Origin of the sequence: Shewanella sp. 5_MG-2023 (assembly GCF_030547465.1) — a bacterium.
Taxonomy (GTDB): Bacteria; Pseudomonadota; Gammaproteobacteria; order Enterobacterales; family Shewanellaceae; genus Shewanella.
In genome coordinates this window covers 1-858 of sequence record NZ_JAUORC010000085.1, presented here as the reverse complement: position 1 = coordinate 858, position 858 = coordinate 1, and the positions used below count along the sequence as shown (strand labels likewise).

The following is an 858-nucleotide window of genomic DNA, read 5'->3' as shown; positions in this document are numbered from 1 at the left end:
TTGATTTTTATTTGACCGCAAAAGCAGTCAAATAAGTTAGGCTCGCCTATTGACTGGCGGAAGGCTCATATGTGTTAGGAATACTTACCCACCACGCTTAATTCTATAACCTGTTGAATAAATAACATCCTCGCCAATGCACTGATTATTTTTAATAGAGCTTATTTCCGAGCAATGTCCATCCCCAGTCTCTAAGCAGAACTGAAATTGAGTATTTGTTTTAATAGGCTCTTGGATAATGCTTTTAGGTAATGCAGACCATTTCCATTTTTTAACATTGAGTGTTGCTTGTTTAGCAAAATGTTTGCTAGTTGAGGAAACAACTTTGATATCTTTGATTTCGTTATCCGGAGTAATAACATACTCAACAGAAGCACAGCCTTCTTTTCCTGCTCTCGCATCTTCGATAGGATACAGGGGAGGAAAACGTTCTAATTTTTCCCATTTTTGCGAAAGCAACTCAGCTTCAGTTAATTGTAAACCTTGATATTGCTCTGTGGGTGTCGTTTTACAGCCAACTAAAACAAGTGTCACTACTATTCCTAAAATATATCGATTCATGCCAAACTCCTTTTGTATTCCTAACAGCTTATTCAATAGCAGCACAATAATGTTCCAGGCTGCTCAATTCAAATTTCAAAGGTACCACCGCTAAGTCCTTGTTGTAAATTGAATATTTCGCGAATACGTAAGTAATGCTCAAAATACTGCCGGAAAAAGAATGCGTCTTTGTTTACGAGGTCTATACAACACTTTAAAAAATTTCGCAGCAAAATTACAAAGCCACCCATTATTTTGAAGTTATAACATAACGCCTTTCATTTTGAGTTGCCAACACCAACATTCATTTACTGATGG

General features: G+C 36.7%; 1 protein-coding gene. It reads right to left on the bottom strand.

Going from position 1 to position 858, the window contains the following annotated elements; translation table 11 throughout:
- Positions 1-84: 84 nt before the first annotated feature.
- Positions 85-561 carry an energy transducer TonB gene (locus tag Q4557_RS19775; protein ID WP_303415047.1) on the bottom strand — a complete coding sequence of 159 codons (477 nt, stop codon included), beginning with the start codon at positions 559-561 and terminating at the stop codon, positions 85-87.
- Positions 562-858 lie beyond the last annotated feature (297 nt).

Coding starts and splice junctions, on each gene's coding strand:
- Q4557_RS19775 (WP_303415047.1), bottom strand. CDS start 561: ATGAATCGATATATTTTAGGAATAGTAGTGACACTTGTTTTAGTTGGC.